At 61.5% G+C, this 16,964-nt stretch carries 14 protein-coding genes and 5 pseudogenes; 7 read left to right on the top strand and 12 right to left on the bottom strand.

The annotated features are described in order from the left end of the window. Positions 1-56: 56 nt before the first annotated feature. Positions 57-272 (bottom strand): hypothetical protein, encoded by a 216-nt coding sequence (locus KEM60_RS12400; protein ID WP_219108315.1) that lies wholly within the window; start codon positions 270-272, stop codon positions 57-59. A gap of 26 nt (positions 273-298) precedes the next feature. On the opposite strand from KEM60_RS12400, the pseudogene KEM60_RS12395 reads away from it, so the two are divergent. Beyond that, a pseudogene (locus KEM60_RS12395) lies at positions 299-483 on the top strand (transposase); the annotation flags it as partial. Positions 484-636: 153 nt separating this feature from the next. Here KEM60_RS12395 and KEM60_RS12390 read toward each other — a convergent pair. Beyond that, a complete protein-coding gene (locus KEM60_RS12390; protein WP_370626372.1) occupies positions 637-2,145 on the bottom strand; it encodes an IS1634 family transposase in 1,509 nt (502 codons plus the stop codon). A gap of 289 nt (positions 2,146-2,434) precedes the next feature. Between KEM60_RS12390 and KEM60_RS17010 the strand changes: the two genes are divergently transcribed. Next, on the top strand, positions 2,435-2,827 hold the full coding sequence (locus KEM60_RS17010) for a DDE-type integrase/transposase/recombinase (protein ID WP_219107908.1): 393 nt from the start codon (positions 2,435-2,437) through the stop codon (positions 2,825-2,827). Between the two features lie 12 nt (positions 2,828-2,839). Further along, a pseudogene (locus tag KEM60_RS17005) lies at positions 2,840-3,028 on the top strand (transposase); the annotation flags it as partial. A 3-nt stretch (positions 3,029-3,031) separates the two neighbouring features. On the opposite strand, the gene KEM60_RS12375 reads toward KEM60_RS17005, so the two are convergent. Both KEM60_RS12375 and KEM60_RS12370 read right to left on the bottom strand, forming a co-directional pair. Beyond that, a complete protein-coding gene (locus KEM60_RS12375) occupies positions 3,032-3,652 on the bottom strand; it encodes a TetR/AcrR family transcriptional regulator (protein ID WP_219107907.1) in 621 nt (206 codons plus the stop codon). 123 nt (positions 3,653-3,775) lie between these two features. Continuing rightward, a complete protein-coding gene (locus KEM60_RS12370) occupies positions 3,776-4,942 on the bottom strand; it encodes an XdhC family protein (RefSeq protein ID WP_255574573.1) in 1,167 nt (388 codons plus the stop codon). Between the two features lie 86 nt (positions 4,943-5,028). Here KEM60_RS12370 and KEM60_RS12365 point away from each other — a divergent pair, with 86 nt between their 5' ends. The 3 genes and pseudogenes from KEM60_RS12365 to KEM60_RS17000 form a co-directional block, all read left to right on the top strand. Then, positions 5,029-5,748, top strand: coding sequence for an RHS repeat domain-containing protein (locus KEM60_RS12365; protein ID WP_219107906.1), 720 nt, complete (start codon positions 5,029-5,031; stop codon positions 5,746-5,748). Positions 5,749-5,805: 57 nt separating this feature from the next. Beyond that, entirely contained in the window at positions 5,806-6,120 is a 315-nt protein-coding gene (locus KEM60_RS12360; protein ID WP_219107905.1) for a transposase, read from the top strand. Continuing rightward, positions 6,117-6,665 (top strand): annotated as a pseudogene (locus KEM60_RS17000) (IS3 family transposase); the annotation flags it as partial. The gene KEM60_RS12360 and the pseudogene KEM60_RS17000, both read left to right, overlap by 4 nt. 67 nt (positions 6,666-6,732) lie before the next feature. Here KEM60_RS17000 and KEM60_RS12350 read toward each other — a convergent pair. Then, the gene (locus KEM60_RS12350; RefSeq protein WP_219107904.1) at positions 6,733-8,109 is read right to left on the bottom strand and encodes an IS30 family transposase; all 1,377 of its coding nucleotides are present in this window, start codon (positions 8,107-8,109) and stop codon (positions 6,733-6,735) included. Between the two features lie 61 nt (positions 8,110-8,170). Here KEM60_RS12350 and KEM60_RS12345 point away from each other — a divergent pair. Beyond that, positions 8,171-8,488, top strand: a pseudogene (locus tag KEM60_RS12345) (integrase core domain-containing protein); the annotation flags it as partial. 270 nt (positions 8,489-8,758) lie between these two features. Here KEM60_RS12345 and leuS read toward each other — a convergent pair. From leuS to KEM60_RS12310, 7 genes and pseudogenes are all read right to left on the bottom strand, one after another. After that, positions 8,759-11,158 (bottom strand): leucine--tRNA ligase, encoded by a 2,400-nt coding sequence (leuS, locus tag KEM60_RS12340; RefSeq protein ID WP_219107903.1) that lies wholly within the window; start codon positions 11,156-11,158, stop codon positions 8,759-8,761. A gap of 42 nt (positions 11,159-11,200) precedes the next feature. Beyond that, positions 11,201-11,398 (bottom strand): annotated as a pseudogene (locus KEM60_RS12335) (ISL3 family transposase); the annotation flags it as partial. Positions 11,399-11,611: 213 nt separating this feature from the next. Further along, entirely contained in the window at positions 11,612-12,121 is a 510-nt protein-coding gene (locus tag KEM60_RS12330) for an adenylyl-sulfate kinase (protein WP_255574662.1), read from the bottom strand. 221 nt (positions 12,122-12,342) lie between these two features. Beyond that, the gene (locus KEM60_RS12325; RefSeq protein ID WP_219107901.1) at positions 12,343-13,560 is read right to left on the bottom strand and encodes an acetyl-CoA carboxylase biotin carboxylase subunit family protein; all 1,218 of its coding nucleotides are present in this window, start codon (positions 13,558-13,560) and stop codon (positions 12,343-12,345) included. Between the two features lie 101 nt (positions 13,561-13,661). After that, positions 13,662-14,906, bottom strand: a complete 1,245-nt coding sequence (locus tag KEM60_RS12320) for an MFS transporter (RefSeq protein ID WP_219107900.1) — start codon at positions 14,904-14,906, stop codon at positions 13,662-13,664. After that, complete coding sequence (locus tag KEM60_RS16995; protein WP_219107899.1) at positions 14,903-15,742, bottom strand: sulfotransferase domain-containing protein; 840 nt, start codon at positions 15,740-15,742, stop codon at positions 14,903-14,905. The genes KEM60_RS12320 and KEM60_RS16995 overlap by 4 nt, the downstream gene beginning before the upstream one ends. Continuing rightward, a complete protein-coding gene (locus tag KEM60_RS12310; RefSeq protein ID WP_219107898.1) occupies positions 15,739-16,953 on the bottom strand; it encodes an acetyl-CoA carboxylase biotin carboxylase subunit family protein in 1,215 nt (404 codons plus the stop codon). Before KEM60_RS12310 ends, KEM60_RS16995 begins: the two co-directional genes overlap by 4 nt. Positions 16,954-16,964 lie beyond the last annotated feature (11 nt).

Below are 16,964 nucleotides of genomic sequence, written 5' to 3'. Positions count from 1 at the left end.
GTCGTGACTGGCGATCCGGACGGTGATTTCTTATGGGGTTGTACGGCCTGGACGATCTACTTGATGCTCATACCGGTGCGTTGTTTCAGTTCACGAGCGTTGCCTAGGATGGTCATCACCATCGTGAGGCGGACCTCGATCACGTCGCGGTCGTGGTGGAACATCAGGCGGGTGTGTAGGCGCTCTTGGACATGCGGAAGGACTGCTCGACGTGCCACAGTGGTCCGACCCCCTGAGGTAAGTCCAGGGTGAGTGAGCGTCTTGACACCCACGCTGGTGGGCAGGATGGCTTCTCGTCATGGCTGGACGGAAACGGCACACCCAGAGCAAGTGGTCCGCAAACTCACCGAGGCCGACCGGCTGCTGGCCGGCGGCGACGCTGTCGCCAGCGTCCGCCGGGCGTTGAGCATCAGCGAGCAGGCGTATTACCGCTGGCGCAACCAGTTCGGAGGACTGAAAGCTCCGGACGCCAAACGCCTGCGGTAGCTGGCGGCCGAGAACACGCGGCTCAAACGGCTGCTGGGGCGCGCGGGCGGCAGGCTGGACCGTCAACCACAAGAAGGTGCAACGGCTCTGGCGCGAAGAAGGACCACGCGTCCAAGTGCGGCGGCGCCTGACTCGTGCCACCGGGGTGTGTCATTTCGTGGTCGGCGGGTTGAGCGCGTCGAGGATGGCTTGAGCTTGCGGGGTGAGGGGGTCGGCGGCGGTGTGTTCGTGGCCGGCGATGTGCACGGTGATCTGTTGCAGTGGGCGTAGGGTCCGGACGATCTTCTTGATGCTCAACCCGGTCGCGGCCTGAAGGTGACGGGCTACGGCCAGGGCAGCCATGACGACCGTGAGGTGGGCTTCGATCGCGTCACGTTTGTGGTGGAAGATCGGGCGGGCGCGTAGATCGCTCTTGGACATCCGGAACGATGCTTCGACCTGCCACAAGTCGTGATAGGACCCGAGCACCTCGCTTGCGGGCATCACGGCCGCGGGGATGTTCGTCACGTACCCCTTCAACCCGGCCAGCCGTCGCGCCCGTGTCAGCGCGGTCTCGTCCAGCACGGCTGTTCCGGCCTTGGTCTTGACGAATCGCGGCACCCTCGTGGCTTTCTCGCCGGCGACGACGGCCTTCGCGCGGTTCTCCTGCGCTGTCAACGTCCGTCCATCACGAGCAGCTCGTTTCGCGCTGTACGCCCAGACCGCCCGCCAGGACTTCGGATGCTGCTGCGGGTCCCATACCGGCTCGCTCTTATGCGTCGGGTCGTTCTCGCCAGTGGCGTTGGCGTGGCGTGGGGTGAGGGTGTCGATGACCTGCCCGTCGGTGAACGCGTCCCCGTGCCAACGGAAGTGGGACTCCAAATCGGCCGGGGCCTTCGTCTGCCGCGATCCCACGATGAACCGCATCCCCGCCTTATCCAGGGCCTTCAAGTTCGACGCCGACAACATCCCGGCGTCGGCCACGACGACCAGGTCCGCGACGCCGTGACGCTCCTGGAAGGCCTTGACCGTCGGCAAGATCGTGGCCGTTTCGGCCTTGTTCCCCTGCCAGCAGGTGATCTCCAGCGGAAAGCCTGCACGGTCGACGAGGAAGCCGACGACGATCTGCGGGTCGACCCGACGCTCTTTGGAAAAGCCGACCTTGCGCAGGTCGTCCTCGTACTCGGCCTCGAAGTACAGGGTCGTCACGTCATAGAGCACCAAGGTCAAGTCGCCGTGTGCGGTGGCATGAGCCAGACACGCCGTGGCGATCTGGCCGCGGTAGTCCCGCTCCTGCGCCCGCCCCAGCGCCCGGAACATCGTCCGCAACGAGGCGTGCGGCACACCGATCTCATCCAGAACCCGCAGACTGTCGGCCTTACTCGTCGGCTCCACCAGACGCGCCAGGACGAGTTGAGCAAACGCCTCATCACCCAACACGTCGAAGCCCAAACGCGTATATCCGCTGGTCAACACGTTCCACAGCACCGCGCAGGACTTGCTCGTGATGACCCCGGCCCCACCGCCGTGCTCTGGCGAAGCCACGGTCAGATCGAGGGCCTCCTGCCCCAGATGCAGACGCTCACGGGCCGTGACCATCAACAGCGCCAACTCTGCTGGCGTACGGGCCGTACCGACATGCTCAAGCACCACATCACGACCACCACGACGCTGCGCGATCTACACTTTCGTGCTCCCCGAACGCCCCGGGACCTTGCGAACGAACACCACGCAACGGACCCTACCGCCAGGCGGGGTGTGTCAATCCGCCAACCCGCACCCTCCTGACCAGCACACTTCCCGATCCGAATCCAAAAATCACGTCAAGTGGCACGAGTCAGGCCAAACGCCTGCGGTAGCTGGCGGCCGAGAACACGCGGCTCAAACGGCTGCTGGCCGAAGCGGACGGGGAGATCGCCGCGCCTGCTGGGGCGCGCGGGCGGCAGGCTGGACCGTCAACCACAAGAAGGTGCAACGGCTCTGGCGCGAAGAAGGACCACGCGTCCAAGTGCGGCGGCGCCGCAAACGGGCTGCCACCTGCACGACCAATCCGGCGAAGTTGCCGGCGGCGGATGCCCCGAACGTGGTCTGGGCCGTCGACTTCCAGGACGACGCGACCACCGACGGCCCGCAGATCACGCTCTTGAACATCGTCGATGAATACACCCGGGAAGCTCTGGCGAGGATGATCGGGCGGAACATCACCTCCGGACACCTCGTCGCCGTCCTCGTCCAACTCGTCGGCTCCCGCGGGGTCGCGCACCTGGTGCTGCGACTGGACAACAGGCCAGAGCTGATCGCCACCACCTTGTCCGACTGGTGCACCGGGCGCTCCGGTATGGTCTTCATCCCACCCGGATAGCCATGGAAGAACCCCTACGTCGAGTCGTTCAACGCCAGGCGCCGCGACGAATGCCTCAACCTGCACGAGTTCTGGTCACTGACCCACGCCAGGGTCGTCATCGGCGACTGGCTCGCCGAGTACAACCACGACCGTCCGCACTCTGTCCTGGGCTACCTGGCCCCAGCGGCATACTTTGCCGGTATCACCACAACCCGATGACTCTCACCCGGCCTGGACCCATTCACGGGGTCCTTCCCCAAGCACCATGCGCAGGTGTGCCCGCAAGGCAGCTCGCACACGTTCGACGCTGAGGCTGCCGTGTGGTGTCACCGCGCTCAGAGTCAGTCCACTGATGACGGCGGCGAGTTGTGTCGCTGCGAGATCAGCGTCTGGGATGTTTAGGGCGTCGAGCGCTTCCTGTAAGACGCTGGTGAGGTCGGCTGCCATGCGTTCGGACGTGGCATGGAACACTGGCATCGTCCGGGAGGCCGTGATGAGCTCGATCACCACAATCGCTTCGTCACGACGTGGCTCATCCACCGGCATCACGGTCTCGACGAGGTTTTGCAAGGCGTCGAGTGCAGCTTCGCCGGTGAGTCCACGTAGCTTCTCAGCGGGGTGTTCGCTGAGTCGACGTCTCAGCTGTGCACTAGCTTCTGCTGCTGCGGCGGTGAGGAGATCGTGTTGCCCGTCGAAGTAGTGCCGTACGGAGCCGATGTTGAGACCTGATTCGACGGCAACTTTCCGCAGGGACACGCCAGTCATTCCTTCGGCGACCAGGAGGCGGAAAGCAGCCGCAATCACTTGTTGCCGTCGTTGCTCAGGGGGGATCCAGGCAGACATGTCTTCCTCATTCCTCTCAGGTGACGCGACATCAAGATGGACCACGAACCCTAAAATATCACAGGTGTGATAAATAGCCACGCTGGGTGATCTCCAAGGGCCTGTCGACAGCCGCCCCTGAAATCAGCAGCGGTGAATGGGGTTGTCCGTGGCGCTGAGGGGAAGCCCGCTACCACCGCCGGTGCAGGCGATGATTTCAGCAGCGATGGAAATCGCGGTTTCTTCGGGGGTGCGCCCGCCCAGATCTAAGCCGATGGGGGAGCGGAGTCGGGCGAGTTCGTTGTCGGTGAGTCCTTCACGACGCAGTGCGGCTAGCCGGTCGGCGTGCGTACGGCGGCTTCCCATGGCTCCGATATAGCGGGCAGGTCGACGTAACGCCTTGACCAGCAATGGAATGTCGAATTTGGGGTCATGGGTGAGGACGCATAGGACGGTGCGTTCATCGAGGGTGACCTGATCAAGGTGTACATGTGGCCACGCCACGACGACCTCGTCAGCATCTGGGAAACGTTGAGGGGTGGCAAAAACGGCGCGGGCGTCACAGACGGTGACGTGGTATCCGAGGAATGAGCCAAGGCGGGCGAGGGCTGCGGCGAAATCGATGGCCCCGAAAATAATCATCCGCGGTGGGGGAACGTAGGCCTCGACAAAAACAGTGACGTCGGTCAGACAGTGTGGCCCTTCGCCGCCGAGTTGGATTTGGGCGCTACGGCCAGCAGCGAGTTGCCCTTGGGTGGCGGCGCGTACGGCGTGCTCCAGTTCGCCTGTCAGCCCAGTGTCCGCAGGTGGGCCGGAGGTGGTGGGGTCGGTGATCAGGAGGCGGGCGCCCTGATGGGGGCCGGTGATGAGAGTGGCGACGGCAGCAGCGTGACCGTGGTCGATGGCGTCAGTGAGGGCCGTGATGAGGCTGCGGAGGTTGTCGTCGACGCGGGTGACGAACAATTCGATGGTGCCGCCGCAGGTCAAGCCCACGGTGAAGGCTGATTCGTTGGCGACGCCGTAACGGACGCGGCGGGGTTGGCCGTCGCTGAGAACGTCGCGGGCGACGTCAATGACGGCCCCTTCGACGCACCCGCCGGAGACGCTGCCGATGACGTCCCCGTCAGTGGACAGGGCGAGGGCAGCTCCGAGTGGGCGGGGGGCGGACTGCCAGGTCTCGACGACGGTGGCGAGGGCAAATTCGGTGCCTTCAGTGCACCACTGCCTCAGGTCGCTGATGATGTCTTTCATGACCGGCTCCTCTTCCTGCGCTCCGGCCCATGACGAGATGACCGGGGTAGTGCGTGTCACGGCGACTCAGGCACCGCCGGTGACTCTCCGTAAAGTATCGGAGAGATCAGCTGATGTGAATGGGGGTTCAGTGGAGCTGGTGGGGCGTGGGTCAACACGTGCGATACGGCTATGACCCCAGCGGGTTACTCACTTGGAGCGAAGACCAAGACGCCACAGGAACAGCCGGGGTACGGCGGGAGTTCACGTACGACCCGACCGGGCGACTCCTAAACGCCACGATCGGTGATCACGCCCCCGGATCACTGACCATCACGCGTGACGTGCTGGGACAGGTCACCCACGAATCATGGATCACCCCGGGAGCATCCACTCCAGCCCCTGGCAGGTCCGACACGACAGCAGCAGTCATCAACGTTTCTTCCTCCTACGACCGGGCAGGCCGACTCGTGCGGCAGGTCACCCCAACAGGCCGCGTCACGACCTGGGGATATGACGACAGCGGCGTGATGACACGAGTCGTGGCAGGCCGATACGCGATCAACATCGACATTGACACCGCAGGCCAGGAAACCTCCCGACACGTGGTGGCAGCACCCGAACCAGCCCAGCCCACAACGGTTTTCCCTTCCGGACTGAACATGGGCCCCACCATCGCTCCCACCCAGGCTGCCCCACCAGCTCAAACCCCACCAGGGATGGGTTTATCCATCACCTCAACCTGGTCCGCTGCCGGACGCCGACTCTCCCACCACGCCGTAACATCACCCCCAGACAACCCCGCAGGGCGGGCTTCTCCCACCGATGCGCTACCAGCCATCGCCGGAGCGTCATACCAGTGGAATCACACCGGTGACTGGGGTTGACCCCGTTCGGCGGACATCCGGACTGGCCAGGATGACCTGGCGGGAGAGGATGTTGTCATGGGTGCAGCCAGGAAGAAGTTCACGCCGCAGTACCGGCGTGATGCCGCGCATCTGGTGATCGACACAGGCCGCACGATTCGTGCGGTGGCACAGGAGATCGGCGTGGGCGAGCAGTTGCTGGGCCGCTGGGTCGCCGCGGAACGGGCCCGGATGGAGGACCCGCCTGCGGCTGTCGACATCAACGAGCGCGCCGAGTTGGAGCGGCTGCGTGCGGAGAATGCGCAGTTGCGGATGGATCGGGAGTTCCTGAAAAAAGCAGCGGCCTTCTTCGCGACGGAGAACGCGTCGAGCCCGACGTCGCGTTCGCAGTGATCCACGAGGAGAAGGCCCAACCTGCCGCGAAGCGTCCCAGCGTGGCGCGGATGTGTGAACTGCTGGGTGTGTCCCGTTCGGGGTACTACGACTGGGCCGCTCGTCAGGGCGCCGAGCCGGGGCCGCGGGCGAAGCGTTACCTCGAGGTCCGTGCCCTGGTAGTCGCTGCGCACGAGGAGTCTGACGGGGTCTATGGCGCCCCGCGGATCACTGCTCAGCTGCGCGCTGACGGGGAGAAGGTGGCCACCAAGACGGTGGCCAAAGCGATGCGCGAAGAGGGGATCGCGGGTGTCAGCCCACGGCCGTGGCGACCAGTAACCACGATCAGTGACCCGTCTCCGCACGCGATCCCGGACCTGGTCAGCCGACGTTTCGACATCGGCGAACTCAACACGGTGTGGACCTCGGACATCACCTACCTGCCCACTGGGGAGGGGTGGCTGTACCTGTGTGCGGTCCGCGACGGCTGCTCCCGGCGCGTGCTGGGATACGCCTTCAGTGACAGCCTGCACACCGATCTGGTGGAGCGGGCAGTGCGGCGTGCCGTGACGTTCCGTGAGAGCTTCGCCCCGGGCGTGATCCTGCATGCCGATCGCGGCTGCCAGGGCGGATTCAACGGGTCGTCGCAACACCGGCTTGTTTGGTCAACAGTAGATGTTCGTTCATTGCTTCGGCTGGTGTCTTCCAGCGGAGTGCTTTTCGTGGTCTGGTGTTCAGCGTGTGAGCGACGGCGTCGAGGTCTTCGGCGGCCCAGCGCGAGAGATCTGTGCCTTTGGGGAAGTACTGACGTAGGAGCCCGTTGGTGTTCTCGTTCGTGCCTCGCTGCCAAGGGCTGTGGGGGTCGGCGAAGTAGACCGCGATTCCGGTCTCGACGGTGAACGCAGCGTGGGCGGACAGTTCCTTGCCGCGATCCCAAGTCAGTGAGCGGCGCAGCTGGGCGGGCATGGTGCTCATCGTTGATGCCAGTGCTCTGTTCATCGAGACGGCGCCGTAACCGCCCAGCGCTGGCCCGTTCTTGACCCGCTCGGTGATCCCGTAGCCCTCTTCGCGGGGCAGGTGGACCAGCATCGTGAACTTGGTCTGACGCTCCACGACGGTGCCGATCGCGGAACGCTGCAGGCCGATGATCAAGTCGCCTTCCCAGTGCCCGGGCACTGCTCGATCCTCAACCTCGGCGGGCCGTTCGCTGATCATCACGTCACTGGTGACGTGCGCTCCGGGCTTGTTGCGGGTACGGGCTCGCGGCACCCGAAGGGCCCGACCCGTCCGCAGACAGGCGACCAGTTCACGCTTGAGCGCGCCGCGACCCTCGATGAACAGCGCCTGATAGATCGCCTCATGGCTGATCCGCATGGACTCATCATCCGGGAAGTCGATTGGAAGCCGGTTCGCGATCTGCTCGGGGCTCCACGCCAACGACCAGCGGCGGTCTTGTCGCCGCGGCTTGTTCCGGCCCTTCCAAGGACCCGTGAGCGGCCCGGTGACCACTGAACCATCCGCCCGACGAACCCGCCCGGACAGCCGCTCCTGGACGTACTCGTGGAGCTGTGGATTGAGGACCAGCTTGGCCGTCTTCGGCCGACGGGCTGCAAGCTCGGCCTTCCATTGCGCGACCCCGGCCCGATACTTCAACTTCCCGCTGCGAGTGGCTGCATTGCGCCGCAGCTCGCGCGAAATGGTTGACGGTGCCCGGCCGAGCCGGCGAGAGATCTCCCGCACGCCATGATCCTGGGCTTTCAGCAGCGCGATCTCTTCGCGCTCAGCGAAGGACAGGTAGCGACCCGAGAGCGCATCAAGACTGATCGAGGGCATGCCGCCACGCTCTCGAAACCACCTCGACCCCACCGGACCCGACACGCCGACCGCCACCGCGGCCTCCTCGCTAGAGAGGCCATCAGCGACCTTGCGCCAGAATGCCTGCTCAATCTCGCGACGAATCGGTGGATGCCCCGGGGACCGCATCGCCGGTCGCCCAGTCAGAGTCACCATCCAGCCTGCTTGTCGTCCCACACACACCTCCATCGTCGGGGTGTTGCTTCGACGGGTTGAACCCGGTCAATACACGAGTATCCGGTTGACCGAGCATTTGGAGACCGCGCAGATCGCGGCCTCGATCGGGTCCGTCGGGGACGCGTACGACAACGCTCTCATGGAAAGTGGGAACGGGCTCTACAAGACCGAGTGCATCCGCACGACGATCTTCCATCAGGGCCCGTACAAGACCATCGCCGATGTCGAGTTCGCCACCGCCGCCTGGGTCGAGTGGTACAACAACCGCCGCCTGCACTCATCGATCGGTAACATCACGCCCGTACAGGCCGAACAGGCCTACTACGCTGCCCTGGCCCTCCAGGGCCAGCCACTATAGGAGCGGCGGACAACCGGGGCCGATTCATTCCGAACGAACACCACCAGGCGACCCTACCCACACCCCGGGGTGTGTCACCTCGCGCACCCACGAGGCCCTGAACAGCAACAACGTCCACCCGAAGGCGAAAACCAGCTCAAGTGGCACGAGTCAGGCTGGCCACGCACGATCTTGAAAAAGTGGCGCACTTCGCCCGCCCACAAAGCTTGAGTGAGAATTGGCCGTGATCGAATCGGAGAGACAATCCCCGGAAGGAAGGTGGGACGCGGATTACTCCGTAACTACAAGATTCACAATCTTGCCGGGTACGTAAATGAGGTCGCTGATATTCCTGTCGCCCACAACCCGCGTGATCGCCGGATTATCGTCGATGAGCGCGCGGATCTGAGCCTTGCTCTCGTGTCCCTTGACGTGTAAGCGTGCCCGAATCCGGCCATTAACCTGTACGGGGATTTCTCGCGCCGCAGGGGCGGGGATTAGGTGCTCGTTGTGTTGCGGCCAGCGCTGAGAATGAATCGAATCGGCGTGACCAAATGTTTCCCAGAGTTCCTCAGAAAGATACGGCAGGAACGGCGCAAGGAGGAGGCAATAGACATCCCTTGCCTGACTCCATTCCTCACAGGACATCGAGTCGCGACTGCTTTGCAGCCAGTTGCGTAGTGACATCAGTTCAGCGATGGCAGTATTGAATTTCAAGTTCTCGATACTGGTGCCTACTTTTGTGATCGCGCGGTCGAGGGTGCTCATATCAATGCTGCCGCCTACGGCCGATGGGCTTGGCCCACTGAGCAGGTTCCATACGCGATCTGTAAACCGCACCATTCCGGATAGTGCCTTGTCGCTAAAGTCTCCCCCTACTTCCCAAGGGCCGCAAAAAAGCAGGTATCCCCGCAAGTTATCGGCCCCCACTCGATCAAGATATTCATCTGGGTTGATGACGTTCCCGCGACTTTTGCTCATCTTAGCGCCGTCTTTAATGACCGTACCGTGGAGTCGCAGTTTAGTGAATGGCTCTGGAAATTCCAGATAACCCAGTTCGTAGAGTGCGCGAGTAATAAATCGAGCATAGAGATGGTGTCTAGTAGAATGCTCGCGGCCGCCGCTGTACATATCAACCGGAAGCATATGGCGAGTATTCTCACTTGACCATGGCTCGTTGGCGCACCTGATGGAAGGATATCTCAGGAAGTACCAAGATGACTCCACGAATGTATCTAGAACGTCTGTTTCTCGCTGCGCGTTGCGCCCACACCGCGGGCACTCCGTCTCAACGAAATCCTTCACAGTGGCAAGAGGTGAACGGCCATCTCGGTTCTGATCAACGCAGTGAAAGCTGGGGAGGGTGATGGGAAGATCCGCCTCAGGGACGGGGACTTCCCCGCATGATGGGCAATAGACGATAGGGATGGGTGAGCCCCAGTATCGCTGGCGGGACACAAGCCAATCATGGAGTCGATAGTGGGTCGCAGGACGTCCTTGAGATGCACGGATCAAGTCGTCAGCGATCTGTCGCTGGGCCTCCTTTAGGCGCATACCTGAGTATCGTGCGGAGTTAACTAGGATTTCACTGTCCTCAACGAGCTCCAGCACCTTTGGGCCAGGAATACCAAGGCTGTCGGCCACTCGCGCGTCCCGCTCATCGTGCGCGGGGACACCCATCACTGCCCCAGTGGCATGGCTAGCAAGCACGTAATCCGCCACTATGACGGGCACTAACGCGCCTGTTAGTGGGTGCACAACGTGGGCGTCGGTCTCGACTCCTACGGGTCCGCTAGTGGCCGAAAAACGATCACTACTACTGCGGCTCTTGTAGGCCGCGACGTATGCTTCGATCTCAGACCTATTTGACGAGGCTTTGGCGATTTCGGGGACGTTGGGGTGGAGGGGGGAGAGCGCGACAAACGAGACGCCGAAGATAGTTTCGCAGCGTGTGGTGAAGACGTCGAGTGCTGTCGCGCTATCGCTGTCCTTCAACGCGAAGCGGACCTCCAGTCCTTCAGTTCGGCCGATCCAATTTCGTTGGAGTCGTTTAGCGTCGTCGGGCCAGTCGAGTGAATCGAGGCCCTCTAGGAGTTGGTCTGCGTAGTCGGTAATCTTCAGGTACCACTGGCGCATGGTCTTATTTGTGATCTGCGAATCGCAGCGCTCGCATTTATCGCCATCCACCTGCTCGAAAGCCAGGACGGTGAGGCATGACGGGCACCAAATCACCGGAGACTCTTTGCGTTCAGCGAGGCCGGCCCTGTAGAGCTGTAAGAAAATCCACTGTGTCCAGCGGTAATACTCGGGATCGTCCGTTCGAAGTTCTGTATCCCACGTCCAGTTGACTCCGATTCGTTCGAGCTGTCGCTTGTAATTCTTGGTGGCGCGGTTGGTGACGATTTCGGGGGACTCGCCCGTTTTCATTGCGTAATTCTCGGTGTGGATGCCAAAAGAGTCCCAACCTATCGGCTGAAATACCTGACGTCCATGCATGGAATGGTAGCGGCCAAGGGTGTCCGCACCGGAGTACGTGTATACGTGGCCAACATGAAGGCCCTCGGCTGAGGGGTAGGGGAACTCCACAAGGTTATAGAATTTCCGGGATGGATCTAGTACCGCACTGCGCGAAGCGGCCTTCCAGCGGCCATTCCACTTCGTTTCGACTGCTGAAAAATTGTAGGTGCCCATCGGGTCCTCCAGGTAAAGTCAGGCCGCCAGTCTAGCGCACGCGTGGGCCAACTCCCGCACCGTAGTGTCCCGCACCCGTCCTTCGCAGCCGCAGCGTCGGCACCAGCGGTCCTCGGCGACGACGCGGCAGGCCAGCACCGCCTTGTAAGGTTCCACGCGTTGCCCCACGGCCCGCAGTCCAAGGTCGTCCAAGCCGGTGAAGGTGGTCAGATCGGGGTCGGTGAAGGTAGCGTCGCGCATGTCGAGGTCTTCCAGATGGTGAGCGTCAGAACTTCCATCCTCGGGAGACCTCGACGTCTATCCCGGGACCGACGCGCCCCGCCCCATCGACCCTGCCGCAGCTCGACCTACACCCTCAACTGGGAGGAGCCAGAATACTCACTCAAGCCGGCGAGGCACGCACCGGCTGACACCGCCCAGACTCCACGCCACAACGACATACCCGTACCTCTTTCAGGGGCGGATAAATCCTCGCTCTAACAACATCTCAACAACCGTATTCCCAAGCTGATCTACAGACGCCTCCCCGCCGTTCTGAAGGACTAAGTCAGGATTAAACGGCATCTCCGGCAGAATATCACGGCCCATCACGTCTCTCGTCGTCCGATACACGCCCTGGCTGTCCCGATCACGGCGCACACCATCCGGAGCGTCAACGAGAATCTCAACATAGTTGATATTCAATGCCCTATTCGCTTTATGAACGTCATGAAACAGTGACACGGTAGAGACAACTACAATCTTTCCCTGCTTCGCCAACACTCCAGCCAGCGATGCGTAGAAGTAGGCGAGTTGCCTCCGCTCCTCACGACTAAATCCCATATGGGACGGCAGTATCTCCCGAAGCGAATCACCATCAAGGTGAATGCCCCGACCGCGAAGTCGCGCATCTGCCGCCACGCACCGACCGATTGTCGTCTTCCCCGCCCTCGGAAGACCCGTCACCCAGACCACTGTACCCATTTGACTCGACATACGAACTTCACCTCATCCGATACACGCATGCTTGTTCCTGCAATCTCGATCCTGGGAGTAGGACAATCAACCCTGTTCACCTAAACCCGAAACACATGAGCAGACAAGCGCGGACTACTTTTGACTAACCCCCCGAAAACATCGCCCCTAACCACCCACACCCGGAGTGTGCCGCACCGTCAGTTCCATGACTGCACCAGGCTCAAGAGTCACGCCTCGTCGTCTACATGAAAGCGCACCTTTGCGCGCGCCGCCTCCGCGAGCATCGCCGCCTCCCGGTGACTGCTAGCCGTCACCAGCAGAATCGCAAAGAAATTCTCCTTGTGCTGGCTCACCGCATGGTAGGGCGAGATTAGAAGCGCGTCCCGAACGCCTGGGAGTGCCAATACGTCCTCCTGAGACGAATCAATGATGACCGTACCAACCTCCTCCGCTTCGATTGTCTCCATGCGCAGAGCCAGACCATCCGCTCGACTTTCCTCTTGGGAGGGAGTGCGCAGACTTGAAGGAATCCAACAAGAGACGAGCGACGCAAGAGGGTCAATTCCAGTCGCCAGCCGAATAGCCGACATATAGACATGCCCCCCGGGCCGGACATTTATCTCAATGAGTTCAGTGTCCTCCGCTTCGCATCGGGCCTCAACGTGAAGCCACCCGCTATCGGCGCCCACGTGCTTTGTGAGAATGGAAACGACCTCGGCGACCTTGATCCCGGCCTGCTGAACCATGCTCGATGGCGGCCAGGAAACAGAAACGTCGTGAACTTCTTCTCTTCTGCCCGATTTTTCCGCAACGAAGAGAGGACGGAACCCATCCTCTGTGAGGGGGCCGTCCACAGAAAACTCTGTACCGGCAATGAAGCCCTCCAACAGGATCGTCTTTGACGGACCCAGCGTTACCGTTACACGGTCACGATATCGCAACAGATCCGTGCGTCCATGCAACACCTCCACCTCCTCAGAGGCTCCAGACCGCGACGCTGGCTTGGCAATAACTGGGAAGCGAGGAGGTGACGCCTGCGACAGCTCGGACGCCGGTAACGCCTCGAACCAAAGAGAGGACAAACCCAGTGCGGCAAGGGCTTCGCGAACCTGACTCTTATCTGCAAGACGAGTATGGCCCCACCCGGGGCCAGGCAGCCCGTAGTATTGGGTCAGTTCTACATGCCAACGCGACAGTGACTCCAAAAGGTTGAAGACCCCGATCGGCTGCAGCTTCAGCTTGGCAAGTCGCTCGAAGAGGACTTCGGGGCTCTCAGTGTCCCAGTCGATCACAACGTGCTCGTCAGCATTCGGTGCGTCCAAATCCTGCTCAAGGTTCGACAGAAGCACCAGGGGTATACCCAGGGGGCGAAGTCGATCCGCAAGCAGGCGGATACCACCTGCATGATCACGTCCCATTAAAACAAAGACTGAACCTTCCACCATGCGACTAATCCCTTCACTTGGACGGACTTAGACTTGTTCGCGACCGAGCCATAACCGCAAACTGCGAGCACTCGGGGTGATCCCTAGGAAGACGTTGCGCGCTAATGCCCCTCCGGACGCGCCGCTACATCGTCCACAAATTGCAGTCCGCGGATCGACGGGCGAGTTGACACGAGCAGGGCGCCGACACTGGCGATCACGACACCCGAGCACAATACGGCAGAGCTTCCAAACTCTTCGGCAGCCGGGGCGGCCAAACCGTAACCGAGCGGAAGCAGGGCGAAGCTAACCAGCGAATCGACTGCTCCTACGCGAGATAAGCGGTCTGACGAAATATGTTGCTGCAGGAGTGTGAACCAGAACGTCGCTGCTATAGCAAGCATGGCGCCATACAAAGCTTGGAATATGCAAAACAGCCAGCTGGGTGCCTGTAGCACGAGCGCGATCGACGAGACGGCGATCGACAAAGGGGCAGCAATCGACGTCAGCCGCAGCGGATACCGTGGACGGAAGCGGACGGCGCATGTCGAGCCGAGCAGTGCACCTACGCTAGTGCAGATAAGAGCTGCAGCCCAAGCTGCCTTTCCTCCATATACTTTATCCGAAATAAACGGCGCTAGCGCCAGGAAAGGCGCCACGACAAGGACGATTGAGATCGCGTCCCACGCAACCTGGGTCACGAGCCAGCGGTGCCGCACCAGCTCACGCCAGCCAAGCATGGCTTCCGCCAGAAACGGTTGTCGGGACTCTCCCCCCCGAGAGGGGGCCGCAATCCGGAATAAGCAGACAGCCGATGCCAGGAAGCTGACGCCGTCAGCCACAAAAGCAGATCCAGCCCCAAGCGACAACGCCAGAACTCCCGCTGCTCCCGGGCCAATAATCCCAAGGAGGTCCGTTGCCATTGCTAGCCACGCATTTCCCTGCCGGAGCAAATGTGAGGGTAGCAGATCAATGACCATCCCCATGGATGCAGGCCTAAATAGAGAGGTGGCGACTCCCGAAATGACGGCTAGAGTGCACAGATGCCATACTTCGGCGATTTCCATCCAAAGCAGCGCCCCGGTAACCAGCTGTGTCATAGCTCTGACGATGTCGCAGGCGACCATGAGCGATCTACGGCCCACGAGGTCTGCGAGCGTTCCTCCTACCAGCAGACCCACGAGTTGTGCCGCCGTCTGAGCTGCCAGGACTTGCCCAACGGCTAGCGCGGACCCGGTGATAGCAGACACGGCCAGGACAGTCGCGAATGGAATTAGGGCATTTCCCGCCTCAGAACACACAACGGCTAACCAGTAGCGTCGAAACTCTGGAAAAGTGAGAGGCGCCCCAGCAGAGTCACCGCTCAACGTACTTCCCCCGCCACGCTACCTACGTCATAACCGAATTGCAAGGCTACGTCCCGCGCATCCGATTCCTCGAAATGCGCGGCCCTGCCGACTGTGTACCATTCCCTCCACTCGCCAGGCTGCCCTCGGCGCATGACTCGACGCGAATCGGCGCACGTGCGGTCCTCATGTCTTCTCATCGACTCAAACGAAGATTGATCGGCCGCAGCTCGTAGCACTGCTTCATCAGGGATTGGCTGTCCGAGTTTCCGCAGCATTCGGGATACGACCGCGACCGGTTCCGCTTTGAGTTCTTCAAACCGCACAACCGCCTTGGTAGGTAATTCCGTCAGGGCACACAGCCAAACCCGATGGAACTGTGCCCAGTGCTGGGCGGGGGGTAGGCCGAGTGGGTGCGGCTGGGCCATGAACTCGTCAAACTCGCGCTCCTCGCCCTCCTCTGAGAAGGCCCTGCGCCAATTGTAGTATGAAAACAACGTGTCCCGTGGGTCCCGCACAAGGAGCACGGCCGACCGCAGTTCTGGGAAGTCCTGAGGTGAAAGATGTGTCTTTACCCAGACTCCAGCGGATCTACCTTGTGCCTCTGTGCCAGCGCTGTCCTGAGCGTGGTACCCCGCTATCCGACTGCGATACAAGATCTGGTCAGGGAAGGCAGAAGTGCGACCATCACCACCCACTCGCTCGGTATAAGGATCCAAATACCCAAAACCACTGCAGATCAGGAGGTTCCCGAGATAGGCCGCGCCGGCGCCTGGATAGCTCGCGACCGCAATCGATTCCCCAGTAAAGTTGGCGAGATTCTCGCGATGACGCCTTATCGGATCAGCTGCTCTCATAGCTCACGCTCGCTTCTAACTTTAACCTCGGTATTCGCGACGAGCTCGTCAAAGAAATTCAAAACAGCGGAAGTGTCGTCGAGAGCGACATAAACCATCACCGTCTGGCCATCTCCGACGCCGATGAAATGGGACAGCCCTAGATCATAAGAGGCAGCCACGCCGGGCTGCTGCGCAAGCGAAGGAGGGAGAGACACCTGCAGCTCGTGTCCCGCTAGCTCCAGGGGAAGGCATGGTGTGAGGAGCGCTGTGCAACAGTTAGGAACTGGCGGCATCGCCTCACTCCCGCCGAGCGCCTGGTCAATAAGGAGATCGACCAAAGAGTAGCCCCACGCGTCAAGCATTGCCATTGTGCCGCCCCCCGGGCGGCCATTCACCTCGATGATCCGCGGCCCCTCGGAAGTAAGCTTAAGCTCCGTGTGTAGGACACCGTGCTTTACCCCCAAGGCCTCGGCTGCCGCCTCCACCATCCGCCAAACCTCGGCCAGACGGGAGGCGGGCAGTATGGAGGGAGCAAGGTGACCATTCTCGCGAAATCCAGCAGCAAGCGGTAGCTTGTCCATTGTCACGAGATGGGTTGGTCGGCCGCCGGTGATGGCGCTGTCCACCGAGACGTAATCGCCCAGACGGTCTTCCAACTCTCCGTACCACTGGCCTCCACCCGACAGCTGACTCTCCAGGACCATCCGGGGCTCATCCGCGTCTAGGATTGACCTATATTGGCCTGATGCGAAGCTTGTTGTGGCGTGTTCCCATGCTTCATACAACGCATCCAAAGACTTCACGGAGGATGTGAGCAGGCTCCCGCCACCGCGAGCTGGCTTGAGCACTGCCGGCAAACCAACGGCGTCGACTGCCGCAGCCAACTGACAGCCATCTGTTATCTCCACAAAGCGCGGTACCGGGATCCCCTTATCGGCGAGAGCCCGCCGTTGAGCTACCTTATCGGTCAGCAAATTAGCGACGCTTACGCTATGGCCGGGGAGGCCAAGGGCTTCGGCGATGTGGGCCGCCGCAAGCAGACGACCCTCGCTGTAGAATGCCACCGCCGCGAACGGATCGCGTTCGTGCTCTTCGACCGCGACCTCAACCGCCTCGGCGATGCTGTCAGCGTGTAGCATGATGCCTCGCGCGGACATTGCTTCGGCGTCGGCATCGCTGTACTGTTGCTTGGTGTCGCAAAGGAATGTGACATCATAGGTACCGGACATGTGCGCGACAG

The sequence above is a fragment of the Austwickia sp. TVS 96-490-7B genome, assembly GCF_019331795.1.
Classification (GTDB): domain Bacteria; phylum Actinomycetota; class Actinomycetes; order Actinomycetales; family Dermatophilaceae; genus Austwickia.
Note: the sequence above shows the minus strand (reverse complement) of the source record. Positions and strands in the feature narration are given on the sequence as shown.